Source organism: Acidovorax sp. LjRoot118 (genome assembly GCF_964253575.1).
Lineage (GTDB): Bacteria > Pseudomonadota > Gammaproteobacteria > Burkholderiales > Burkholderiaceae_C > Acidovorax.
On the sequence record NZ_CAXURB020000001.1, the window covers coordinates 2,790,588 to 2,805,670 of the forward strand.

Annotated in this window: 12 protein-coding genes; 1 reads left to right on the forward strand and 11 read right to left on the reverse strand. The window is 68.4% G+C overall.

Annotated features, from left to right (window positions below; genetic code table 11):
• Nucleotides 1-69: 69 nt before the first annotated feature.
• From ACSQ9E_RS13060 to ACSQ9E_RS13075, 4 genes are read right to left on the reverse strand one after another with little or no spacing between them, the layout of a single operon-like run.
• Complete coding sequence (locus ACSQ9E_RS13060) at nucleotides 70-1,068, reverse strand: Bug family tripartite tricarboxylate transporter substrate binding protein (RefSeq protein ID WP_436218017.1); 999 nt, start codon at nucleotides 1,066-1,068, stop codon at nucleotides 70-72.
• Nucleotides 1,069-1,120: 52 nt separating this feature from the next.
• Entirely contained in the window at nucleotides 1,121-1,714 is a 594-nt protein-coding gene (locus tag ACSQ9E_RS13065) for a VOC family protein (RefSeq protein ID WP_436218018.1), read from the reverse strand.
• Between the two features lie 56 nt (nucleotides 1,715-1,770).
• Complete coding sequence (locus ACSQ9E_RS13070) at nucleotides 1,771-2,631, reverse strand: fumarylacetoacetate hydrolase family protein (RefSeq protein WP_436218019.1); 861 nt, start codon at nucleotides 2,629-2,631, stop codon at nucleotides 1,771-1,773.
• A complete protein-coding gene (locus ACSQ9E_RS13075) occupies nucleotides 2,628-3,269 on the reverse strand; it encodes an FMN-dependent NADH-azoreductase (RefSeq protein WP_436220215.1) in 642 nt (213 codons plus the stop codon). Before ACSQ9E_RS13075 ends, ACSQ9E_RS13070 begins: the two co-directional genes overlap by 4 nt.
• Before the next feature lie 142 nt (nucleotides 3,270-3,411).
• On the opposite strand from ACSQ9E_RS13075, the gene ACSQ9E_RS13080 reads away from it, so the two are divergent.
• Nucleotides 3,412-4,314: a LysR family transcriptional regulator gene (locus ACSQ9E_RS13080; protein ID WP_436218020.1), complete on the forward strand. Its 903-nt coding sequence runs from the start codon at nucleotides 3,412-3,414 to the stop codon at nucleotides 4,312-4,314.
• An 84-nt stretch (nucleotides 4,315-4,398) separates the two neighbouring features.
• Here ACSQ9E_RS13080 and ACSQ9E_RS13085 read toward each other — a convergent pair whose 3' ends face one another.
• The 7 genes from ACSQ9E_RS13085 to ligD form a co-directional block, all read right to left on the reverse strand.
• Nucleotides 4,399-6,522, reverse strand: coding sequence for an ATP-binding protein (locus ACSQ9E_RS13085; protein ID WP_436218021.1), 2,124 nt, complete (start codon nucleotides 6,520-6,522; stop codon nucleotides 4,399-4,401).
• Nucleotides 6,523-6,695: 173 nt separating this feature from the next.
• Complete coding sequence (locus ACSQ9E_RS13090; protein WP_436220216.1) at nucleotides 6,696-9,359, reverse strand: excinuclease ABC subunit A; 2,664 nt, start codon at nucleotides 9,357-9,359, stop codon at nucleotides 6,696-6,698.
• A gap of 135 nt (nucleotides 9,360-9,494) precedes the next feature.
• Complete coding sequence (locus ACSQ9E_RS13095; protein WP_057202887.1) at nucleotides 9,495-9,980, reverse strand: CZB domain-containing protein; 486 nt, start codon at nucleotides 9,978-9,980, stop codon at nucleotides 9,495-9,497.
• Nucleotides 9,981-10,150: 170 nt separating this feature from the next.
• Nucleotides 10,151-10,945 (reverse strand): DUF72 domain-containing protein, encoded by a 795-nt coding sequence (locus tag ACSQ9E_RS13100; RefSeq protein ID WP_428000884.1) that lies wholly within the window; start codon nucleotides 10,943-10,945, stop codon nucleotides 10,151-10,153.
• The gene (locus ACSQ9E_RS13105; protein WP_436218022.1) at nucleotides 10,939-11,730 is read right to left on the reverse strand and encodes an esterase/lipase family protein; all 792 of its coding nucleotides are present in this window, start codon (nucleotides 11,728-11,730) and stop codon (nucleotides 10,939-10,941) included. Before ACSQ9E_RS13105 ends, ACSQ9E_RS13100 begins: the two co-directional genes overlap by 7 nt.
• A 103-nt stretch (nucleotides 11,731-11,833) precedes the next feature.
• Nucleotides 11,834-12,466 (reverse strand): response regulator, encoded by a 633-nt coding sequence (locus ACSQ9E_RS13110; RefSeq protein ID WP_057202890.1) that lies wholly within the window; start codon nucleotides 12,464-12,466, stop codon nucleotides 11,834-11,836.
• A gap of 43 nt (nucleotides 12,467-12,509) precedes the next feature.
• Nucleotides 12,510-15,074 carry a DNA ligase D gene (gene ligD, locus ACSQ9E_RS13115; RefSeq protein WP_436218023.1) on the reverse strand — a complete coding sequence of 855 codons (2,565 nt, stop codon included), beginning with the start codon at nucleotides 15,072-15,074 and terminating at the stop codon, nucleotides 12,510-12,512.
• Nucleotides 15,075-15,083: the final 9 nt, after the last annotated feature.

A 15,083-nucleotide genomic window follows, 5' to 3' on the forward strand; every position in this document is an offset into this window, starting at 1 on the left:
GGACTTTACGGGTCGGCCCTCGCTTTACAACCGACCAGGGATTGATCTGTGAAAGCCAGCGGGCCCGGCTCAATCGAGCCGGATATGGTTGCTCTTGATCAACTGCACCGTCGCCTGCGCCTCGCGGTCAATGACCGCGGCGATCTGGGATTGCGGCGTGGCGATGGGTTCGCTGCTGGCGTCGTAGAGCATCCGGGCCAGCGCCGGCTCGGCCGTGACCGTGCGGAACAGGCCGTGCAGGCGCGCCACCAGCGCATCGGGCATGCCGGCCGGCCCCCACACGCCCACCCAGGTGCTGAATTCCAGACCCGGCAGGGTCTCGGCCAGTGTAGGCACCTCGGGCGCGATCTTGCTGCGCGCGGGCCCGGTATAGGCCAGCACCCGCACCTTGCCAGCGCGCATGTGCGGGATGGCCGAGCTCGGTGGCTCGAAGCCGATGTCCACCACGCCCGCCAGCAGGTCGGTGATGAAGCTGCCCTTGTAGGGCACATGCTGCAGCTCGATGCCCGCCACGTTCTGCATCTGCTCGGTGAACATGTGCGAAGTGCTGCCTGGGCCGTGCGAGGCGTAGTTGAGCGTGCGGGGCTTGGCCTTTGCCTGTGCAATGAGTTCCTTGACCGAGCCGGCTGCAAACCCCGGGCGCGCCAGCAGGAACGAGCCGCCGCCATACAGCTGCGCGATGGGCACCAGGTCCTTCTGCGGGTTGTACGGCAGCTTGGGGAACAAAAAGGGCGTGGTGGTGAAGGTGGCCCCCACCGTCATCAGCAGGGTCTGCCCGTTGGGCGGGGATTTGGCCACCACGTCGGTGCCCAGCATGCCGCCCGCGCCGGGCCGGTTCTCCACCACGACCGGCGCTTTGATCAGCCGGCCAAGGTGCTCGGCGTACAGGCGCGCCATGGGGTCGATGCCCACGCCGGGCGGCGTGGGCGTGACCAGGCGGATGGGCCCGTCCGGCCATTTGCCCTGGGCCCTGGCGGGCAGAACGCTGGCCAGGGCGGCTGCGGTCAATGCGCCCAGTGCAGCCCTGCGGCCGCCGAATGGGGTTGGCCTGTCGAATGCATCATCCATGTCTTGTCTCCGAATATTGATTATTGATGGGGTGGCTGTGCAGGCGGGTACTTCAGGGGATGTGCATGTCCCAGGGGGTCTTGCCCGCAGGCAACTGCGGGCGTGCGGTGAGCGCGGCCAGCGGCTCTCCGGCCTCGTAGCGCGCGATCAGCGCCTCGGGATCGAACAGGATGCCCATGAAGTTCTCCTCGTAGGCGCCCGAGGCGAAAAACGCATCGAGGTCCGCGTTGGCCGTGAACACGTCGTACTGCAGCTCCACCCGGTTGCCGTCGGGGTCCTTGTAGTACAGGGACACCGTGGGGCCGTGGTTGATGGTCCAGTACGGCAGGATGCCCGCGGTCTTGAGCCGGCGGAAGGTGGCCAGCAGGGCATCCAGCGTCGGGTAGGTGAAGGCCAGGTGCTCCAGCCCGCCCGCGCCGTCGTTGGCCTGCGTGAGTTCGGGCCGGCCGATCAGGCCGATGCGGTGGTGCTCGTCGTCGTAGGTCAGAAAGCACAGCATCTCGTTCTCGAACGCGGGCCAGCCCTGCAGCACCGTGAGGTACCAGGCGCGCGCGCGCGGCAGGTCGGTGACGCGCAGCACCACGTGGGCGAGCTTGGCGGGGCGGATGGGATGCGCGGCGGCATCCGGCAGGGTGCGGGCTTGCATGGAAATAGTCTCCTTTTGTTATGTCGGGCGCGCGAAGGACTTGTTTTTGCGTTGCCCTAGGGTTCCGCGATGACGCGGTTCTCGATGGCGCCTATGCCCTCGATCTCCACGCGCACCACGTCGCCCACCTGCAGGTAGCGCGGCGGGTCCATCAGGCCGCCCACGCCGGCCGGGCTGCCGGTGGTGAGCACGTCACCGGGCTCCAGCGTGAAGGCGGTGGTCAGCTCCACGAGCATGTCTTCCACGCGGTGAGTCATCTCGCGGGTGTTGCCGTCCTGGCGCAGCTCGCCGTTGACCCAGGTGCGCAGGCGCAGGGCGTGCGGGTCGGGCAGCTCGTCGCGGGTCACGATCCAGGGGCCGAAGGGGCCGTGCGTGTCGAAGGACTTGCCCAGCGTGTGCGTGGGCGCGCGCATCTGCCAGTCGCGCACGCTCAGGTCATTGGCCACCACGAAGCCGGCCACCATGTCCATGGCGTCCTCGCGGCGCACGTGGCTGCAGCGCCGTCCGATCACCACGCCCAGTTCGCCTTCGTAGTCGAACTCGTGCGATACGCGCGGCAAGTGCACGGGGTCGTAGGGTCCGTTCACGCAGGTCACCTGCTTGTTGAACCAGGCCTGGCCGGGGTTGCGCACCAGGTTGATCTTGCGCGCCTCTTCCAGGTGCGAGGGATAGTTGCCGCCCAGGCCCAGGTACTTGCGCGGCGCGGGGATGGGGGCCAGCAGCCGCACGGCGGCCAGGTCCAGGCGGGGCGCGCTGGCGGCGGTGGCGCAAACCCAGTCGAGCCCTGGCTGGCCCAGCGCGATCAGCGCCATCAGGTCATGGGGAGCGCCGGCAATGGCGCCCACGTCGGCCAGCGTGCTGCCGTTGACCACGCCGTAGCTGGCGCGGCCATCGATGGAGAAACTGGCGAGCTTCATGTTGCCACCGTCTCATGCGCCGTGTTCTGCGCTGTGAACAGCTGGGCGATGGCGGCGCGGGCCGAAGCAAGCGCGGCGTCGCACACCTCGGGGCCGCGGTTCACGCCCTCGGCACGCACCACGTCGAATTGCGTGATGCCCATGAACTGCAGTGCGGCCACCAGGTAGCGCTCCTGGAAGTCCTTGTCCTGCATCTGCGGCGTGCTGTAGATGTTGCCGCGCGAGGAGGCGATGACCACGCGCTTGCCACCGGCCAGGCCACGTGGACCTTGCGGCGTGTATTCGAAGGTACGGCCGGCCTGGGCCAGCGCGTCGATCCAGGCCTTGAGCTGGGTGGGCACGCCGAAGTTGTACATGGGCGCACCGATCACGATGGCATCGGCCGCCAGGAACTCATCGAGCAGCGTGTTGATGTGCAGGAGCTCGGCCTTGCCCTGGGCGCTGGCCGGTTCGCTGCGCAGGCGCAGCGCCGCCACCGTCTCGGGCGTGAGCTGGGGTGGCACGGTCACCGCCAGGTCGCGGTAGGTGACGCGCACGGCCGGGTCGGTCGCGCGCCAGGCATCCACCGTTTCGCGGCTGAGCAGGCGCGAAACGGAGGCCGCGCCGGTAAGGCTCGAATCCAGGTGGAGGACGTTGATGGTGGTCATGGTTTTCTTTGCACAAGCGATGGAAGCCCGATGATGGGCGCGGGCTTCGTTCCACTCAATGGGGTCTGGTGCAACGCATCGTTCTTCTAGTAGAACGACAATGGCGGGGATCATCGTCCCCCAAAGGCACGCCATGGAAGACCTGAACGACCTGATGTTTTTCGCCAAGATCGTGGAGCACGGCGGCTTCAGCGAGGCCGGGCGGCGCCTGGGCGTGCCCAAGTCGCGCCTGAGCCGGCGCATGGCCGCGCTGGAAGAGCGCGTGGGCGTGCGCCTGCTGCAGCGCTCACCAAGGCGCATCACGCTGACCAGCGCGGGCCAGAGCGTCTACGAACGCTGCCGCACGCTGGTGGAGCTGGCCGAGTCCACCCACGAGCTGGCGCGCCAGGCCTCGGCCACGCCGCAGGGCGAAGTGCGCATCAGCTGCCCCATCACGCTGGCGCAGGTGTGGCTCACGCCCATCATCCCCGGCTTCATGCAGACCTTCCCCCAGGTGCGCCTGCATGTGGCGGCCACCAACCGGCGCATCGACCCCATCGAGGAGCGCATGGACGTGGTGATCCGCGTGCGCCGCCCGCCCCTGCCCGACTCGGACCAGGTGGTGCGCAAGCTCGGCGAGTCGACCGACTTGCTGGTGGCCAGCAGCGGCTTTCTCGACGCCGTGGCGCAGCCCGCCGAACCCGAGGACATCGCGCACCTGCCCACCCTGTCGTGGGCCGGCAAGGGGGACCGCTACACCTGGAGCCTGGCCAGCGCCGGGCGCGCCCTGGAGCTGCGGCACACGCCGCGCCTGGTGAGCGACGACATGTTCTCCCTGCGCGAGGCGGCCCGCGCCGGCATGGGCATCGCGCTGCTGCCGCGCCGGATCTGCCAGGCCGACATCCGCGAGGGGCGGCTGGTGCAAGTGCTGCCGCAGTGGACGTCACCCCGGGCCGACGTGCTGGCCGTGTTCACCAGCCGCCGCGGCATGATGCCTGCGGTACGCGCGCTGCTCGACTACCTGGACCAGCACCGCGAGGACGACAGCGACGCGTGATACGGCTATGCCTTCCAACGTGGCACGTCGTTGGGTCGCCCTCCCCTGGTTCTCGACTGAATGCGAATTCGCAGGGGATACCGCTTACTGGGTGATGCGCGCGATCGCCGCATGCAGCATCTGCGGCGTGCAGGGCTTGGGCAGGACCTCGAAGCCCAGGTGGTGGATGTGGTCGAGCTGCTCGGCGTAGCCGGTCATCAAAAGCAGCTTCTGCGCGGGCCATGTGGCGCGGATGTGCGTGGCCAGGGCCACGCCGTCGATCTCGCCGGGCATCACCACGTCCGACAGCACCAGGTCGGGCCGTTCGCCCTGCTCCAGCAGCACACGCGCCTTGGCCGCACGGTCCACCCGCGTCACGCGGCAGCCCTGCGATTCGAGGATGGGCACCAGGGAGGCCGCGACCTCGTCGTTGTCTTCCACCACCAGCAGGGTCTTGCCCAGCGGGGCCAGCGACGGAGCGGGGCCCGCTTCCTCGCTCGCCGCCTGCGGCTCCGTGCTCGGAAAGTACAGGCGGATGCGCGTGCCGACCCCCTCTTCGCTGGCAATCTCGGCCCGCCCGCCCATGCGCTGGCACATGCCATACACCTGGCTGAGCCCCAGGCCCGTGCCCTCGCCCACGGGCTTGGTGGTGAAGAAAGGCTCGAACACCTTGCTGAGCAGCTCCGGCGGGATGCCCGTGCCCGTATCGGCCACCTCGACGAGCACCATGGCGGGCATACCCTGGCCCGCTTCGCTCTCGCTGGCGTTGCGCGCATGGATCTCGAGGGTGCCGCCCTTGGGCATGGCGTCCCGCGCGTTGATGGAGAGGTTGAGCAGCGCCAGCTCCAGTTCCGCCAGGTCCAGCACCACGGGGGCGGTGGCGGGGTCCACCCGCACCTGCAACTGCACCTGGCTGCCCAGCACGGGGGCGATCAGGTCCTGGATGGAGGGCAGTTTGTCCTGCAGCACGACATGCTCGGCCACCAGGGGCTGGCGGCGCGAGAAGGCCAGCAACTGGCGCGTGAGGTTGGTGGCCGACTTGACGGCCCGGGCGATGGAGTCGAGCTGGCGGGTACCCGCGTCGGGCACCGTGCGCTTGAGCAGGTGCAGGTTGTTGCTGATGACCATCAGCGCGTTGTTGAAATCATGAGCCACGCCGCCCGTGAGCCGGCCCAGGGCCTCGAGCTTTTGCGCCTGCAGCAGGGCCTCTTCGGCGCGGCGGCGGGTGACGATCTCCTTTTCCAGGCTTTCCATGGTCGAGAGCGCGGTACGCGCATTGCGCAGCGCCATGCGCGCGGCAAAGAACAGCGCAGCCACCGGTAGCGCGCCCAGTGCGAACAGGGCGCCCAGCTGGCGCAGCACTTCGTTGCGCAGCGCGGTCAGGTTCATGCCCGTGCCCACGAACAGGGGGTAGCTGCCCACCTTGCGGTAGGCGATGATCCGGTCCTGCCGATCCACCGACGAAATGCCGCGCATCTGGGCAGCCACTTCGCCCTTGAGCAGGCGTTCCATCACCGGGCTGCTCGGTGCCAGCCGGTCGGGTGCATTGGCGACGAGGGGCCAGCGCGTGTAGATGGCGCCGTCTTCGCGAAACAGGTTCACCGCCAGGCCGGGCTCGTCGGCCACCAGGTCGCTGTAGAAGTCCTGGAAGTACCCGGCGAGCAGGCTGACGTTGACGACACCCCCGAACTGGCCATTGTGGTCCTCGAAGCCGATGCTGATGTCGATGATCTTCTCCTGCGTGGTCCGGGCGACCAGAGGCGCCGAGAGGTAGCGCTGCCCCGGCGGCTGCAGGCGGTGGAACTGAAAGTAATCGCGGTCGGACACCTCGAACACCGGTACCTGCGCAAACCGGCTGCTGGCGATGGGCTTGCCCTCGGCATCGATGACCCAGATGGACTGGATCTGCGGCTGGTCCTTGACCCGGGCGAGCATGGCCGCATGCAGGTCGGTGGCATGGATGCGCAGCTCCTGCGGGCTCCTGCCGCTGACCATGGCCAGCACCCGATCCTGCAGCGCCTCGGACGCGGCCATCACCTTGGCCGCATGCTCATGCGCCACCCTGAGCGAGCGGCTCACGCGCAGCTCGGCCTCCTCGCGTGCATCTACGTAGCCCACAGCCCCGAACACCAGGTAGATGAACAAGGGCACGGCCACGCTCAGCAGGACCAGCAGCCGAAGCCACTTCACCGAGGCCCGGGCTCTGGACTGGTTGTCTTCACGCGCCACCGGTGGTTCCCATGTCGTTGTTGCCAGGATTGGCTGCCAGTTGTTGTTCGGGGGTCGATTGGGCTTGGTCGCCCCCTCAAAGTATCAACGAATTTGTGGGGAATTGCCCGCGCTGGCATGCAGGCGCCACCAACTTGCAGGAGCGTGGCAAGGGCGCGACACGGCTCCCTTGATCAGCCCACGCCGAGGGCCAGGGCCAGATAAGGCGCCGTGCGGCTACCCTTCGCCGCTGCCACGGTGGCCGGGGTGCCCTGTGCCACAATGCGCCCGCCCGCCTCGCCCGCGCCGGGCCCGATGTCGATCACCCAGTCGCAGGCCGCCACCACGCGCATCTCGTGCTCGACCACCACCACCGTGTTGCCTGCGGCCACCAGACCATCGAGCTGGGCAAGCAGGCGGTCCACGTCGGCCGGGTGCAGGCCGGTGGTGGGCTCGTCCAGAACGTAGAGTGTGCCGCCGCGCTGGGTGGGCCGCTGCAGCTCGGTGGCCAGCTTGATGCGCTGGGCCTCGCCGCCGCTCAGCTCGGTGGCGGGCTGGCCCAGGCGCAGGTAGCCCAGGCCGATGTCGCGCAGAACCGCCAGGGGGCGCAGCACCTGGGGTTCGCCGGCAAAGGCGTCGCAGGCGGCATCCACCGTGAGGCCCAGCACGTCAGCGATGGACAGGCCGTTCCAGGCAATCTCCAGGGTGGCCGCGTTGTAGCGCGCGCCGTGGCAGGCGGGGCATGGCGCGTACACGCTGGGCATGAACAGCAGCTCCACGCTCACGAAGCCCTCGCCCTCGCAGGTGGCGCAGCGGCCCTTGGCCACGTTGAACGAGAAGCGCCCCGCGTCGTAGCGCCGCTTGCGCGCGGCTGGCGTGGCGGCAAAGAGCTTGCGCACGCCGTCGAACAAGCCCGTGTAGGTGGCCAGGTTGGAGCGCGGCGTGCGGCCAATGGGTTTCTGGTCCACCTGCACCAGGCGCCGGATGTGCTCGCTGCCGGCCACGATGCGCCCTGCCACCGGGAGGGCCAGTGGCGACGCATTGCCCGCCGGCGCCTCGCCATCGTCGGGCATGGCGCCGGCCGTGTCCTCCTCGTCCGCCACCACCGGGCGCCCCAGGTGGGCCGAGACCAGTTCCAGCAGGGCCTGGCTCACCAGGCTGGACTTGCCCGAGCCCGAGACACCGGTCACCGCTGCCATGCAGGCCAGCGGAAACGCAGCATCGAGTCCGTGCAGATTGTTGCGCGTGATGCCTTCCAGCCGCAGCCAGCCCTGGGCCTGGCGCGGCGTGCGCTGCACTACGCTACGGGCCGCATCGCCGAACAGGTAGTGCCGCGTCTGCGACCGCTCCACCTGGGCCAGGCCGGCCGGCGGGCCGCTGTAGAGCACCTCGCCGCCGTGCTCGCCTGCCGCCGGCCCCACATCCACCAGCCAGTCGGCGCGGCGCATGGTGGCCACGTCGTGTTCCACCACGAATATCGAGTTGCCCGCGGCCTTGAGGCCCTGCAACGCGGCCAGCAGCGCCTCGCCGTCCGCAGGGTGCAGGCCGGCCGAGGGCTCGTCGAGCACATACACCACGCCAAACAGCTGTGACGAGAGCTGCGAGGCCAGGCGCAGGCGCTGCAACTCGCCAGGCGAGAGCGTGGGCGTGCTGCGGTCGAGCGAGAGATAGCCCAGGCCCAGGTCGATCAGGGCCAGCACGCGCTTGCGCAGGTCGCTGGCCAGGCGCTGGGCGGCAATCACCTTTTCTTCGGACAGCCAGTGCGTGCGGTGCACATCGGGCGCGGCGGCGTGGGCCGCAGGGCGCCTGCTTCTGGTGCGGCCTGCGGGCGCATCGGGCGTGGGGTCGCCCTCCCCCAGCCGCCCTTCGGCTGCAGGCCGCAGCAGTTCGGCCAGCGCCGTGAGCGGCAGTTGCGACAGGCTGCCGATGTCGCGCCCCGAAAAGGTGACCGACAGCGCCTCGCTCTTAAGCCGCTTGCCCTGGCACACCGGGCACAGCGTACCCACCATGTACTGGGCCACGCGCTTTTTCATCAGCGCGCTCTGGCTGTGGGTGAAGGTGTGCAGCACGTGGCGCCGCGCACCGGTGAAGGTGCCCATGTAGCTCGGGGTGAGCTTGCGTTTCATCGCATCCTTCACCTCGTCGATGCTGAAACCCGCGTACACCGGCACGGTGGGTTGCTCGTCGGTGAAGAGGATCCAGTCGCGCAGCTTTTTGGGCAGCTTGCGCCAGGGCACGTCCACGTCGTGGCCCAGGGTGGTGAGGATGTCGCGCAGGTTCTGCCCCTGCCATGCCAGGGGCCAGGCGGCCACCGCGCGCTCGCGGATGGTCAGCGAATCGTCGGGCACCATCGATTGCTCCGTCACCTCGTACACCCTGCCCTGGCCATGGCAGTGCGGGCAGGCGCCCTGCGGGGTGTTGGGCGAAAAGTCCTCGGCATACAGCATGGGCTGGCCGGCGGGGTAGCGGCCGGCGCGCGAGTACAGCATGCGCAGCGGGCTCGATATCGCCGTGACGCTGCCCACCGAAGAACGCGTGCTGGGCGTACCGCGCTGCTGCTGCAGTGCCACGGCGGGCGGCAGCCCGTCGATGCTGTCCACCTGAGGCACGCCGGCCTGCACGATGAGGCGCCGCGCATAGGGCGCCACCGATTCGAGGTAGCGCCGCTGGGCCTCGGCGAACAGCGTGCCGAAGGCCAGGGACGACTTGCCCGACCCCGAGACGCCGGTGAACACCACCAGCGCATCGCGCGGGATGTCCACGTCCACATCTTTCAGGTTGTGCTCGCGGGCGCCGCGCACGCGGACCATGCCACGGGGCGGGGATGTAGAAGCTTGGTCAGGGGAGACAGGAGGCATCGGGGCACGGCGCGAGGCCGGGGAAATCGGGGGCATCGGGGGGTTATCCTAACGGGGACCGGCGGACCATCTTGCGGTGCTGCTCGGCCAGCACCTGCGCCCTGCACCCTTCGGTCCCGAATTGCCTGGCCTGGCTCAGCGCACGGCGGCACCTTTGAGTTCCTTCAACAGCAGCACCACCTGGTTGGACGCGTGGCGGCAACTGCTGCCCAGCACCCTGAGCGACTGCTGCTGCTCGCCCGCCTGGAACAAGGTGACCACGGCAGCCGCCTGCTGATGAAAGTATTGGTGCCGGGCCACGAGCATGGCAAAAACCGTGTGCTGCCCGTAACGCGCGTGTCCGGTTCCAAACAGCCAGCGGCCCAGGTCACACCGATGGTCCTGGCAGATCAGCTCCGGCCGCATCACCTCGGACGTGCGGCCATGGACCATGTCCTCCAGGCGGGTGCGCCAGCGCTCGTGGATGGCGATGTATGCGTCGATGTCCATCTCCAGGGTGAAGTGGTCGGCAACCTCGTCGTCCAGCACGAGTTCGCTGGCGTTGTCCTCCGGGTCCCAGGCTGCTTCAGGGCTGGATCGGACTCGCTCACGGACCCTGAGCAACCGAGTGAAAAATCCCATCTTCATTCCTCTTTGTTCCGCCGTTGAGCGGCCATCCCCATACGTTGTCCATGCGTGCCTGCCGGATCAGCCCCAGATCGGCGGCGACGCATGGATGCTGAATGAAGCGGCCACCGAAATCCATAACCCAAATGATCTAGCCCCGCTGTCCCTCGCCAGCCAAACTGGATTCAGCCCCGCACCGCCCCGTGCAGATCGAGTGCGTTGTCCGTCGCGGCGCCGCGCGCCGTGTTGTCGAAGATGCACCACACGCTGCACGCCTCGCGCGCTGCTGTCTGCAGCCGCAACGCCAGGGCGTTGATCAGCGCGGCGTCGTAGGCCGAGTAGTACACGCGGGGCGAGCCGTGCAGCCGGCAATAGACCAGCCCGGGCCAGCCGCCGGGTGCCCGCCCACGGTCGTGCAGCACCGGGTCGGCCAGTACGCGGGCGACCCGCCAGTGGGCCAGCAGTGCATCCCCTTCGGCCGTGAACCAGCTGGCATGGCGCGGTTCGACGGCAATGCCGCCCCCGGCATGCCGGCGCCGCAGGCTGCCCAGGAACGCATCGGCCACCGCAATGTCGAGCGACAGGCTGGGCGGCAGCTGGACCAGCAGGCAGCCCAGGCGGGTACCCAGGCCCTCCACCTGGTCCAGAAAGGCCTGCAGCAAGGGCTCGGTGTCCTTCAGGCGCGCCGTGTGCGTGATGCTGCGCGGCAGTTTGGCGCAAAAGCGGAACGCGGGCGGTGTGGCTGCAGCCCAGCGTTCGTACGTGCTGCGCTGGTGCGACCGGTAGAACGACGAGTTGATCTCGACAGCCGGCAGGTGCTGTGCATAGCGCTCCAGATGGGAGCCAGCAGGGCCTGCCGAGGCAAACCGGTGCTGACTGGCACGCGGCAGGCCCCAGCCCGCGGTGCCGATCATCAGGGGTGCAACGGCGGTGTCGCTCGGATGTGCAGGGCTGTGGGCCACCCCTGCGGGCGTCAGCATGGGGCGGCAGACGCTCGCATGCCCTGCGAGCCGGCGCCGCTGTGTGCGTAGGGGCGCCATGCATGCAATGGCTGGGCCAAGCGGTCCGCCACCACCCTCAGCACGGCTGGGTTCCAGGGCATGCCGCAATGGCTGCCCTCGATTTCGATGGATTCGGCGCGTCCGGCTCGCTTCATGTCTCTGCATGCCTGCCAGGCGACCACGCCATCGGTCCTGCTGTAGATTGACGTGGTAGGCACTGGCGGGGCCGTGCGCAGCTTTCCAATCATTTTGGAGTCGGCTGGGGGCGTGCTGCCATTGAGCAGGCGGTACACCAGTCCCACGTTGGTGTGTTCGGCGGCGCCCGCAACCGGCGTCCCGATGGTGATTACCTGGCGCACGCGTGAGCGCAGGCGCTTGGCCACTTCGCGCGCATAGATGCCACCCAGGCTCCAGCCAATCAGGCTGATGGGCGCGGCATGGCCGGCGGTTCGCGCTTGCACGTCCTGCGCCAGCGTGTCGAGCCAGGCATCGATCTCACCCTTGGGGCCGGTATTGAGCCCCTGCCCCCAGTCGAAACAGCGGTAACCCAGGCGCTCGCAGAACGAACGCAGGGGCCGCGTCACCAGCCCATTGGTGGCCAGACCGGGAAACACGACGACGGCATGCCGATCACCCTGGGGCAAGGCGGCTTCGCGCATCACCTGGTGCTGCGCAAACTCCCATCCGGCGCGCAAGGGCTCCAGCGCCAGCAGTGCGTACGAAGGGGGGCGAATGGGCGAGTTCGATGGCGATCTGCTGGGCATGGAGGGCTCCGATAAGGCTGGCCTCCATGGTGCCGTCACGGGCTCTGGCGCCGTGCAGCACTTCGCCCCAAGCTCGGGTCGGCGCTGTCTTACGCGCTCCAGCCTACTGGATCAGGTTGTTCTTGAGCGCGTAGTAGGTCAGGTCGCTGTTGGAGTCGAGGTGCAGCTTTTCCATCAGGCGGGTGCGGTAGGTGCTCACGGTCTTTACGCTCAGCGACAGGTCTTCGGCGATGTCGCCGACGTTGGCGCCCTGGGCCAGCTTGAGGAACACCTGGAACTCGCGCTCCGACAGGTGCTCGTGCGGGGGCCGCTCGCCCGGGCGGTTGAGCTGCTGGGCCAGCAGCTCGGCCACGGTGGGCGTGAGGTAGCGCTTGCCCAGCGCGATGACGCGGATCGCCTCGACAATGTCGGCGGGCTTGCAATCCTTGTTGAGGTAGCCGCTCGCCCCCTGGCGGATGAGGTTGATGGCGTAGTGCTCCTCGGGGTAGCCGCTGAGGATGAGGATGCCCATGTCCGGCGCCTTGGCGCGCAGCATGGACATGGCGTCGAGACCGCTCTGCCCGGGCATGGCCAGGTCCATCACCAGCACGTCGATGTCATGCTCGCGAATGAGGTCGATGGCCTCGCGCCCGTTGGAGGCTTCGCCCTCCACCCGCAGATCCACATGGTCGGCCAGGAACTGGCGCAGGCCTGCACGAACAATTTTGTGGTCATCCACGATGCCGATCTTGATCATTGCGTCTTCTTCTTTGGTTAATGAAAAACTGGTGTAAGTACCGTCAATTCCTGGCCGCATCCTTGGGCACATACGCCAGCAGGCGCATCGCACCCGACAGGGACACGGCCGCCGCCGCATAGCCGTCCCAGGGGGCATTGCCCTGGCGCAGGCGCTCGCCCACCGTACGCACTGTCCAGTGCGCGCCGCTGGTGAGCTGGCCCAGTTCGGACCAGGACACCGGCACCGAGATGCCCATGCCCTCGCGTGAGCGCGCGGACCAGGCACTCACCGTGGTGGCCCCGCGCCCGTTGCGCAGGTAGTCCACAAAGATCTTGCCCACCCGGTTGCGCGGGCCGCTCTTGGCGACGAAGCGCGCCGGGATGGTGTCAGCCAGGTGCTGCACCACGGCCTGCGAGAAGCCCTTGACCGCGTCCCAGCCCTGCAGCCGCTTGAGCGGCACGACCACATGCAGGCCCTTGCCACCGCTGGTCTTGAGGAAGGCCGGCAGGTGCAGCTCCTGCAGCATCACCTGCACCAGTTGGGCCGCCTCCAGCACGTTGTCCCACGGCACGCCATCGCCCGGGTCGAGGTCGAAGGTCATGCGGTCGGGCCGTTCGATGCGGTCCTTGCGCGCGTTCCAGGTGTGGAACTCCAGCACGTTCATCTGCGCGGCCGACAGCAGGCCCTCGGGTTTGGCCACTTCGAGCAGCGGCGCATGGCCTGCGTCGAGCGCGGGGTCGAGCAGCGTGACGCCGTCCATGGCCCCCTTGTCCAGGTGCTTCTGGAAGAACAGCTCGCCGCCCACGCCATCGGGCGCGCGAACCAGCGAGACGGGCCGGCCCTTGAGGTGCTCCATCATCAGCGGGGCCACGGTGGCGTAGTAGCGCACCAGTTCGATCTTGGTGATACCGGTGGAGGGGTCGATTACACGGTCGGGATGCGAGATGCGCAGCGAGTCGGGCAGTGCCTCGGAAGCCTTGGCCACACCAGCCTTGCGGGCCGGTTTCTTCTTTTTGTCGATGGCTTCCATGGCCTGCGGCTTCTCCTGCACGATGGCCCGCGCCGGCTTGTCCGCGCGCAGGCCGTGGAATACGGAGTGCCGGATGCGCCCTTCCTTGGTCCACTCGGCAAACGACACCTCGGCAATCAGGCGCGGCTTGACCCAGTGGGCCTTTCTGCCGACGGCAGTGCCGTCGGGGAACGGGCTCTTGGCGGTGGTCAGCGCGGTGAGCCTGGTGTGCAGCTCCTGCAGCGTGCGTTCGGTGAAACCCGTGCCCACATTGCCCGCGTAGCGCAGCGCACCATCGTCGCCATGCACGCCGAGCAGCAGCGAGCCGATGCCGGTGCGCGAGCCCTGCGGGTCGGTGTAGCCGCAGACCACGAACTCCTGGCGGTGGCTGCACTTGAGCTTGATCCAGTCGGCATTGCGCCGGGAGGCATAGGCCGCCGACTTGCGCTTGCCGATCACGCCCTCGAAGCCCAGGTGGCAGGCCGAAGACACGAGGTCGGAAGGTTTGGCCTCGAAGCTTTCGCTGAAGCGCACGCGGTCGTTGGCCCCCTGCGCCACCAGGGCGCGCAGCATTTCGCGGCGCTCCACCACGGGCAGGCCACGCAGGTCGTGCCCATCGGCATAGGGCAGGTCGAACGCGTAGTACACCAGGTCCTTGGCCACGCTGGCGTCAAAGGCGTTCTGCAGGGCCTGGAAGTCGGGCGTGCCGTGTGCGTCCAGGGCCACCACCTCGCCGTCGAGCCAGCCGGACTGCATCGGCAGCTCGCCGATGGCCTTGACCAGTTGGGGCATGCGGTGCGTCCAGTCGTTACCGTTGCGCGTGAACAGGCGCACCGAGCGGTTGTGCACGCGTGCCAGCAGGCGGTAGCCGTCGAACTTGAGCTCCCAAAGCCAGTCCGTGGTGTCCGCTGGCGGCTTGTCCACCAGCGTGGCCAGCTGCGGCGCCAGGGTGTCGGGCAGCGGCACCTTGGCCAGCTTGGCGGCTTTGGCCTGCACCACGGCACCACGCGCAATGCCTGCGGGCCGGGGCGGTGCCAGGGGCGCCAGCGAGGCCACGCTGTCGGGCATTTCCTCCACCACACTGAACTCTGCAGCCGACCGCTCGAAATCGTCGTGCTCCTTGATCAGCAGCCACGGGGGCTGCCGTTCATCGCTTTTGCCACCCTTGCCGTGCATGCGCACCAGCGTCCAGTGGCCCTTGAGCTTGTGGCCATGCAGTTCGAACTTGAGCTTGCCCTTGCGGTAGCCCTCGGCCGCATCGCCCACGGGCACCCAGTAGCCCCGGTCCCAGACGATGACCTTGCCGGCGCCGTACTGCTTGGGGGGTATCTGGCCCTCGAACGTGTTGTACGAGATGGGGTGGTCTTCCACCTGCACGGCCATGCGCTTGTCCGACGGGTCCAGGCTCGGGCCCTTGGGCACGGCCCAGCTCTTCATGCTGCCGTCGAGCTCCAGGCGCAGGTCGTAGTGCAGGCGGCTGGCCCAGTGCTTCTGGATCACGTACTGCAGCGCCTCCCCACCCGGCGCCCCGCCATCGGCTGGCTCGGGCGTGATGGCAAAGTTGCGCTTTTGCTTGTACAGCGCGAGGGAGTCGGCCATGGCCTGGTCTTTCGCCATATCTTTCGC